The organism is Streptomyces vulcanius, assembly GCF_042653945.1.
GTDB lineage: Bacteria > Actinomycetota > Actinomycetes > Streptomycetales > Streptomycetaceae > Streptomyces > Streptomyces mangrovi.
This window is the reverse complement of sequence record NZ_JBHSFK010000088.1, coordinates 1-8,862: the sequence shown is the minus strand read 5'-3', so window position 1 is coordinate 8,862 and position 8,862 is coordinate 1. Positions and strand designations below refer to the sequence as shown.

The 8,862-nt window shown below is 69.6% G+C and carries 8 protein-coding genes and 1 pseudogene; 8 read left to right on the top strand and 1 reads right to left on the bottom strand.

Annotated elements, in window-relative coordinates:
• The 4 genes from ACFPIH_RS55720 to ACFPIH_RS55705 form a co-directional block, all read left to right on the top strand.
• The coding region (locus tag ACFPIH_RS55720) for a class II fructose-bisphosphate aldolase (protein ID WP_385875864.1) at positions 1–374 on the top strand (374 nt) is incomplete at its 5' end.
• Between the two features lie 186 nt (positions 375–560).
• Entirely contained in the window at positions 561–2,804 is a 2,244-nt protein-coding gene (locus ACFPIH_RS55715) for an MMPL family transporter (RefSeq protein ID WP_381187844.1), read from the top strand.
• A 140-nt stretch (positions 2,805–2,944) separates the two neighbouring features.
• On the top strand, positions 2,945–4,252 hold the full coding sequence (locus tag ACFPIH_RS55710; protein WP_381187847.1) for a sensor histidine kinase: 1,308 nt from the start codon (positions 2,945–2,947) through the stop codon (positions 4,250–4,252).
• Positions 4,249–4,908: a response regulator gene (locus ACFPIH_RS55705; protein ID WP_381187850.1), complete on the top strand. Its 660-nt coding sequence runs from the start codon at positions 4,249–4,251 to the stop codon at positions 4,906–4,908. Before ACFPIH_RS55710 ends, ACFPIH_RS55705 begins: the two co-directional genes overlap by 4 nt.
• A gap of 226 nt (positions 4,909–5,134) precedes the next feature.
• On the opposite strand, the gene ACFPIH_RS55700 is transcribed toward ACFPIH_RS55705, so the two are convergent.
• The gene (locus tag ACFPIH_RS55700) at positions 5,135–5,545 is read right to left on the bottom strand and encodes a winged helix-turn-helix transcriptional regulator (RefSeq protein WP_381187852.1); all 411 of its coding nucleotides are present in this window, start codon (positions 5,543–5,545) and stop codon (positions 5,135–5,137) included.
• Between the two features lie 92 nt (positions 5,546–5,637).
• Between ACFPIH_RS55700 and ACFPIH_RS55695 the strand changes: the two genes are divergently transcribed.
• The 4 genes and pseudogenes from ACFPIH_RS55695 to ACFPIH_RS55680 form a co-directional block, all read left to right on the top strand.
• Entirely contained in the window at positions 5,638–6,495 is an 858-nt protein-coding gene (locus tag ACFPIH_RS55695; protein ID WP_381187854.1) for an SDR family oxidoreductase, read from the top strand.
• A gap of 79 nt (positions 6,496–6,574) precedes the next feature.
• A complete protein-coding gene (locus ACFPIH_RS55690) occupies positions 6,575–7,477 on the top strand; it encodes an SDR family NAD(P)-dependent oxidoreductase (protein WP_381187860.1) in 903 nt (300 codons plus the stop codon).
• 142 nt (positions 7,478–7,619) lie between these two features.
• Positions 7,620–8,438 (top strand): SDR family NAD(P)-dependent oxidoreductase, encoded by an 819-nt coding sequence (locus ACFPIH_RS55685; protein ID WP_381187857.1) that lies wholly within the window; start codon positions 7,620–7,622, stop codon positions 8,436–8,438.
• 209 nt (positions 8,439–8,647) lie between these two features.
• Positions 8,648–8,740: pseudogene (locus ACFPIH_RS55680) on the top strand (MmyB family transcriptional regulator); the annotation flags it as partial.
• Between the last annotated feature and the right edge of the window lie 122 nt (positions 8,741–8,862).

Sequence of the window (8,862 nt, the reverse complement as noted above, 5' to 3'; positions counted from 1 at the left end):
CCGCCTTCGTCGCCGCCACCGGCGTGGACGCACTGGCCGTCGCCGTCGGAACCTCCCACGCCATGCTCACCCGAAACGCCGAGCTCGACTACGAGCTCATCGCCGCCCTGCGCACGGCAGTGCCCGTGCCCCTCGTCCTGCACGGCTCCTCAGGGGTGTCCGACGCGGATCTGCTCGAGGCGGTCCGCCACGGCATGACCAAGATCAACATATCGACGCACCTCAACAACGCGTTCACCACGGCCGTACGCGACTACCTCCCCGCCCACCCCACCACCGTCGACCCGCGCAAGTATCTCGGGGCGGGCCGCGACGCGGTCACGGCCGAGGTCACGCGCCTGCTGGGCAGGCTCTCGGTCTCCCAGAACGCATGAGACCTTCCCGTGCCCCACGCGGTTGGGGTCCCTGAGGAGGAGCGGCATTAGTACTGCGGTACTGGTTCTCCGGTGGAATCGGTCCTGCGGTGCCGGGGTGGCACGGAAATCCGCGCCTACGTTGAGGACGGCCCGATCGGGCCCCTCCTCTCGTACCGACCTTCCTCTCCTGGTGGGAGTACTTCCGTGGCCACCCTTCTCTACCGCCTGGGCCGACTTGCGTTCCGGCGACGACGGCTCTTCCTCATTGCGTGGATCGTCGTCCTGGCCGCCGTCGGCATAGGCGCCGCCAGTGTCTCCGGCAAGACGACCGACGACTTCACCCTGCCCGGCACCCAGTCCCAGACGGCCATCGACCTGCTGGAGAAGGAGTTCCCGCAGGCCTCCGCCGCCGGCGCGACCGCACGGGTCGTCTTCGAGGCGCCCGCCGGGCAGAAGCTGACGTCCGCGGCGAGCAAGTCAGAGATCGGCGCCCTGGTCGCCGAGCTGAAGCAGGCGCCGCAGGTGGCGAGCGTCTCCGAGCCGTTCACCAATGGCCTGGTCAGCGAGGACGGCACGATCGCCTATACCCAGGTCACCTACGAGGTCCCCAAGGCGGACATCACCACCGCCGCCTCCGACGCCCTGCACACCGTGGCCGACCAGGGCGAGAAGGCCGGCCTGACGGTGAGCCTGGGCGGCAACGCCGTCCAGGACAAGGCGGGCGGCAGCGCTGCCGAGCTGATCGGCCTCGTGGTCGCCGCCCTTGTCCTGGTGATCACCTTCGGCTCGATGATCGCCGCCGGACTTCCGCTGCTGACCGCGATCTTCGGCGTGGGGGTGGCGATCACGTGCATCACCATCGCCACGTCGTTCGTGGACATGTCCTCCTCCTCGTCGACGCTGGCCCTGATGCTGGGCCTGGCGGTGGCCATCGACTACGCGTTGTTCATCGTCTCCCGCTACCGCGGTGAGATCCGGGACGGCCATGAGCCGGAGGAGGCCGCCGGGCGCGCGCTCGGCACGGCCGGGTCGGCCGTCGTCTTCGCCGGTCTCACCGTGATCATCGCGCTGGCCGGACTGAGCGTCATCGGCATCAAGATGCTCACCTCCATGGGCCTGGCCGCCGCCTTCGCGGTCGCCGTCGCCGTGGTCGTCGCGCTCACCCCGCTGCCCGCCGTCCTCGGCTTCGCCGGGATGCGGATCATGAAGGGCAGGCTGACCACCAAGCGGCTGCGGGCGCAGGAGCGCGGCGAGGGCGAGACGATGGGCGTGCGCTGGGGCCGCTTCGTCACCCGCAACCCGGTGAAGATGCTCTTCGTCTCGTTGATCGGCCTGGGTGTACTGGCCGTTCCGGCGCTGTCGCTCAGGCTGACCCTGCCCGACGACAGCATGGCCGCCCCCGGCTCCACCCAACGCGTAGCCTACGACACGTTGAGCACGGGATTCGGGCCCGGTTTCAACGGCACGCTGACGGTCGTCGTGGACGCCCGTGACAGCGATGACCCGAAGGCCGCAGCCCAGGACGCGTACACGGTGATAGGCAAGCTGGACGATGTCGCCGCCGTACGGCCCGCCGCCTTCAACGCCGCCGGTGACGTGGCCCTGATCGGCGCCATCCCGAAGAGCTCACCCAACAGTCAGGCGACCAAGGACCTGGTCTCCGCCATCCGCGACCACAGCGCGGCCCTGCACAAGGACACCGGCGCCGACCTGATGGTCACCGGCACCACGGCCGTCAACATCGACGTCTCCAGCAAGCTCGGCCAGGCGATGGTGCCCTATCTGGCGATCGTCGTCGGCCTGGCCCTGGTCCTGCTCCTGCTGGTGTTCCGTTCGATCCTGGTCCCGCTGAAGGCGGCGCTCGGCTTCCTGCTCAGTGTGGTGTCCACGCTCGGTGTGCTGGTCGCTGTCTTCCAGTGGGGCTGGCTGAAGGACCTCTTCGGCATCGACCAGACCGCACCGATCGTCAGCGTCCTGCCGATCCTGCTGATCGGGGTCGTCTTCGGGCTCGCCATGGACTACGAGGTCTTCCTCGTCACCCGGATGCGTGAGGAGTACGTCCACGGCGCCGGGCCCACCGAGGCGATCGTCGCGGGCTTCCGGCACGGTGCCCGGGTGGTCACCGCGGCGGCCGTCATCATGATCTCCGTGTTCGCCGGGTTCCTCCTGGACGACGTCGCCCTGGTGAAGTCCATCGGCCTGGGCCTGGCCTCCGCCGTCCTCTTCGACGCGTTCGTCGTCCGCATGACCATCGTCCCGGCCGTCATGACCCTGATCGGCCGCAGCGCCTGGGCCCTGCCGAAGTGGCTCGACCGGATCCTGCCCGACGTCGACGTCGAAGGGGAGAAACTGCGCCAGGTCCTCACCGCCCGGCAACAGGCGAACACCAGCGCCGCCAGCGACGGCTCCGAGGTGCCGGCACCGGCCACGCCGACACGGCAGGGCTGACCGCGAACAGCCGCTGGCACGGCCGTACGATCCCCACCTCGGCGGCGGATCCCGGCCCGCCGCTCCTGAGAGCCCCGTCCGCCGGTCCACTCCCCCAGACCGGCGGACGGCCCCGCCTGCACCGTGAAGGGCGACCCCCTGTGACCGCACCGAACCCATCCGCACCGGCGGGCCCCTACACGCGGCTTCCGGGCCGGCTCCCCGAGTCGCTGACGAGCGATCCGGAACAGCGCGTGATCGTCTCGATCATCTCCCGGCTGGCCGGCTGGCGGCTGGCCGACCAGGCCCATCCCCAGGTCCGGCGCTGGGGAGTGCCCGCCGTGTGCGCCGCCCTCGGCATCCCTGCCCTGCTCAACTCCGCCGACCATGCGGGCGTGCCGGTCCAGCTCGCGGTGACCCTGGCCCTCGCCGTTCCGCTGCTGTGGCGGGAGCAACGCCCGGTACTGGTGTTCGCCCTCACCACCGTGGTGTCCGTAGTGGCTCTTCCCCTCGGGGCCTTCAGCGGCACCGAGGCCGCCCGCGCCGTCGCCCTGTACAACGTCGGCCGCAATGGCACCCCCCGCCAACTGGTCATCGCCCTCTGCGTCACCCTCGCGCAACTCGGCGCCTGGGCCGCGGTCTATTGGACCGGCGGACAACTGGAGCAAACCACCCGCCCCGAAGCCGTGACGGCCCTGGCGATGGCCGCGGTGACGGCGTTCGCCGGTCTCGGCCTGGCCGGGCGGCTGGTGAACGTCGTCATCGCCGCCCTGGAGAAGGAACGCGACCAGCAGGCCCGGCTGGCGACCGCCCAGGAACGCGCCCGCGTCTCCCGGGAGATGCACGACATCCTCGGCCACACCCTCGCCGTCATCGTGGGCCTCGCCGACGGTGCCTCGGCCCTTGCCCCAAAGTGCCCCGAGCGCGGCGCCGAGACCCTGGGGATCATCGCGGACAGCGGCCGTGCCGCCCTCGACGAACTACGCCGCCTGCTCGCCGTCATCGGCGACGAGGACACCCCACGCGAGGCTGCCCCACTCGCCCCCCAACCGGGTCTCTCGGACCTCGAATCCCTGCTGGAGAGGTTCCGGGCCGCCGGCCCCACCGCCACACTGCACACCGAGGGCGACCTGAGCAGACTCGGCCAAGGTCTACAACTCGCCGTCTACCGCATCGTCCAGGAAGCGCTCACCAACACGCTCAAACACGCGGCCCCCGACACCTCGGTCACCATCACCCTGACCGCCGCCCCCGACGCGATCCACGTCACCGTCGAGGACACCGGACCCCCGCGCGCCAAGGGGGCCGGCGTCCGAAGCAGCGGCAAGGGGCTGGTGGGCATGCGCGAACGCGCCGCCCTCTACCAGGGCGCGGTCAACTGCGGCACCAACTCCCGCGGCGGCTGGACCGTCCGCACCCGTCTCGTCCCCACCACGCCCACCGCCCCTCCGGAGGGTCACCCCGCATGACCACCGTTCTCGTCGTCGACGACCAGTCCCTGCAACGCCTCGGCTTCCGCATGCTCCTGCAGGCCCAGCCCGACATGACCGTCGTGGGCGAAGCCGCCAACGGCAGCGAAGCCGTCCGTCTGACCGCCGAACTCCGTCCCGACGTCGTCCTGATGGACGTCCGGATGCCCGGCATGGACGGCATCGAGGCCACCCGCCGCATCGCCGAGTCCGGCGGCCGCTCCCGCGTTCTCGTGCTGACCACCTTCGACCTCGACGAGTACGCCTACGAAGCCCTGCGTGCCGGAGCCAGCGGCTTCTTCCTCAAGGACGCCCGCCCCGACGAACTCGTCGTAGGCATCCGCGCGGTCGCCGCCGGCGACTCCGTCATCTCGCCTGGCCTCACCCGCAAACTCATCGACGCCTACACGCAACACGCCCTCGGCGGCCACGGCGCCGCACAGGAACGCCAACTCGCCCAACTCACCAACCGCGAGCGTGAGGTCCTCACCGCCGTCGCCACCGGCTGGACCAACACCGAGATCGCGGAGAACCTCCACCTCGCCGAATCCACCGTCAAGTCCCACGTAGGCCGCGTCCTCATGAAGATCGGCGCCCGGGACCGCGTCCAGGCCGTGATCTTCGCCTACGACACCGGATTGGTCCGGCCGACATGAGTGTGCGACTGGAACGGTGCGGCCCTCTGGCCAAGCTCGGGCCGGACGCACCCACCCCGCGCGAGGGTTGGACCACCCTCGACGCCGTCGCAGAGCCGATACGGACCCGCTGGACAGCACCGGAACGGCTCTTCACCGACCACACCCTGCAAGCCCCCGGGCCTTCCGCACACACGGCGTCGAGCGCTCGGAGCGTCGAACAAGCGCCATGGTCGGCAGTGGTCGCTCAGTCGCGCTCTTTCGCCACGTCGTAGCTCTCCCGCGCCTTCTCCACTTGGTCCATCCGCTCGTTGGTCCACAGCGCCAGCGCGCGGACCTGTTCGGCTGCCTCGCGGCCCAAGTCCGTCAGGGAGTAGCCAACGTGGGGCGGGATCACCGGCTTGACATCGCGGTTGACCAGACCGTCCCGCTCCAGGCTCTGCAGAGTCTGCCCGAGCATCTTCTCGCTGACCGGACCGACAGGGGTGATGGAGCGGCGCAGTTCGGCGAAGCGGTGCGGGCGCTCCAGCAGCCGGATCAGGACGAGGACGCCCCAGCGGCTGGTGACGTGCTCCATGGTCAGGCGCTGAGGACACAGGACCTTGGCGCCGACTCCGCCGGCCACCATGCCGTCCGCTGCGGTACTACTAACAGCCATATCCGTACCGTACTTCAAAGTACGTACTCACGCAGAGTGACTTCAACTCCTAGGGTTGGCGCCAGAGCCATTCACGAGGAGTTGTCGGAAACATGAGCATTTTCGTGACCGGAGCCGCCGGGAATCTCGGCCGTTTTGTTGTCCAGGGCCTGCTGGAGAAGGTCCCCGCCGACCAGATCACCGCTGTCGTGCGGAGCAAGGAGAAGGGCGCCGACTTCGAGGCCCTCGGTGTACGCGTCGCGATAGCCGACTACAACGCGCCCGAGACCTTCGACGGCCTCTTCTCGGCGGGTGACAAAGTCCTCTTGATCTCCAGCAGCGAGATGACCCAGGACCGCGTGGCCCAGCACAAGGTCGTCATCGATGCCGCCCGGGCTTCCGGGGTCGCGCTGCTCGCCTACACCAGCGCCACCGGCACCCACGACGCTCCACTCGCCGAAGCGCACCGCGGGACGGAGAAGGTGCTGGTGGCGTCCGGGCTGCCGTACGTCCTGCTGCGCAACAACTGGTACAGCGAGATGTTCGTCGACGGACTGGACAGCGTGATCGAGCGCGGTGTCCTCGTCCGGGCCGCAGGAGAGGGCCGCATCGCGTCCGCGACCCGCGCAGACTTCGCGGCCGGCGCCGCCGCGGTGCTCACCGGGGAGGGCCACGAGAACAGGACGTACGAGCTGGGCGGGGACCACGCCTGGAACTTCACCGAGTTCACCGCTGAGCTGGGCAAGCAGACCGGCAAGGAGATCGTCTACGCACCGGTCGGCGTGGAGGCCTACGTCGACCTGTTGATCGGCGCGGGGATGCCCGGGCTGTACGCCGAGATTCTCGCGGGCGCGGAGGCGTCCTTCGCCAAGGGTGAGCTGGCTGGAACGAACGGCGACCTGTCCCGGCTGATCGGGCGCCCGACCACGCCGATCGCCGACACCATCACGGCCGCGCTCCAGCGGGTGTGACCTGGGGTTTGAAGAGAGCACCGCTGTGACTTCGCGTATCACCACACCGTTCACCGCCGCGTCCACGGCCGCCGACGTCATGGCCGGCATCAGCCTGACCGGTCGCCGGGCGGTCGTCACCGGTGGATCGTCCGGCATCGGTGCCGAGACCGCCCGTGCGCTGGCCGGCGCGGGCGCGGAAGTGACCCTGGCCGTGCGCGACCTCACTGCCGGACAGCGCACGGCAGAGGCCATCATCACCGGCACCGGCAACCAGCAGGTCCTCGTCACACCGCTGGACCTCGCCGACCAGGAGTCGGTCACGGCCTTCGTCGCCGACTGGACCGGCCCACTGCACATTCTGGTCAACAACGCCGGAGTGATGGGGCCCCCGCTGACCCGCACCCCGGAGGCCTGGGAGCTGCACTTCGCCACCAACCACCTGGGCCACTTCGCGCCGACCACCAAACTGCACCCGGCACTCGCCGCAGCCGCCGGGGCCCGGGTGGTGTCGGTCAGCTCCTCACAACACCGGCTCTCACCAGTCGTGTTCGAGGACATCCACTTCGAGCATCACCCCTACGACCCGCAGACCGCCTACGGGCAGTCGAAGACGGCCAACGCGCTGTTCGCAGTCGAAGCCGCCAAGCGATGGGCCCACGACGGCATCACCGTCAACGCCGTCATGCCCGGCGTGGTCCTCACCAACCTGATGCGACACATCAGCCCCGAGGACATGGCGCGAGTACGTCAGCAGGGCGGCCCACAGCTGCCGTGGCAAACGGTGGAGCAGGGTGCGGCCACCTCCACCCTGGTCGCGACCTCTCCGCTGCTCGAAGGCGTCAGCGGGCGCTACTTCGAGGACTGCAACGAGGCCGAGCCCATCCGCCCGGACACACCGCACGGTGGCGTTGCCGCCCATGCACGGGACTCCGCCGACGCCGCCCGCCTGTGGGGGATCTCCGTCCAGAGCCTGGCCACGCGGCGACGAGACCCGCGGTGACGGGTGAGCGGGCGCGCGGCGGTGTGCGCACCGCAGGCTGCGATCCAACACGCCAGGCCTGGCCACCAGTTCGGTCCACCCAGGTCGACGACGGTCAGCACCCCTTGCAACGGAACCGTTGTTCCGCCACAGAAGGAGCTACATGCACACCATCCTCGTCAGCGGGGGCAACAGCGGAATCGGCCTGCAGGCGGCGCGGGAGTTCCTCGCGCGCGGCCACCGCGTCGTCCTCCTCGGCCGCGACCGGCGCAAGGGCGAGGACGCGATCGCGTCCTTCGGCGACGCGGCCGACCGGGCGTCGTTCCTCTCCGTCGAGCTGTCGACCCACGACGGCGTCCGGGACGCCGCCCGGCGGGTCCTCGCCGAGCACGACAACCTCGACGCGCTCCTGCACTCGACCGGGCTCCTCACCTTCAAGGAGCTGCGCACGGCGGACGGACTCCACCCGTTCTTCTCCGTCAACTACCTGAGCCGCTACCACCTCACGCAACTCCTGCTGCCCGCACTGCGCCGCGCCCAACACGCCCGCGTCGTCATGATGACGGCGAGCATCCCGCCGTCCAAAACAGCCGATTTCCGGAGGTTCCCCGCGTTCGAGCCGTTCAACTTCCGGCACGACAGGGAGCCGATCCAACTCGCCAACCACCACTACGCCGCCCACCTCACCCGTACCGAACCGGGGCTCCGCGCCGGGGTGGTGAACGCAGGCGCCGCGAAGACCGACATCCTGCGCATGTCGCCGTGGTACATGCGGGCGACGGCCAAGGTCGCGGGCCCGCTCTTCTTCGATTCCGTCGACACGAGCGCCCACAACGTCGTCGAAGCCTGCCTGCGCGAGAACTGGCCCGCCGCGACGTACTGGCCGAAGCCCGGGGACTTCGAGCAGCGCACACCGATCACTCTCGACGAACCGACCACGCACCGCGTCATGGACATCTCCCGGGACATCACGGGCGTCTGAGGACGGCTGCGCGGTTCCCCCCTCCCGTCGGGGTCACCAGTCCTGGCGGGTGGGGTGGACGACGATGTCGTTGACAGTGACGTCTGCCGGCTGGTCGAGGGCGTAGACGACGACGTCGGCGACGTGCTCGGGGCTGATGGCGCCCTCGTTGAGGTTCTGGGCCGTCTGCTTGGCCTCGTCGTGGGTGACCTTTTCGTACTGTCGTCGAACGCACCTGGGGCACGAAACGGTTCAACCACCCCACAGTCGGCCGTCTCGATATCACCTACGAAGCCCTCACCCTCCCCGGCGAGCCGGACTAAGAACTCCTAACTAAATGGCGCTTATCCCCTTGGAATGTGCGAGCCTGACGGGTTGTTGGCTTGCGCATGAGGAGGGGTGAGCAGTTGCCGTGGATCGTGTCCGATGAGCTGTGGGCGCGGAT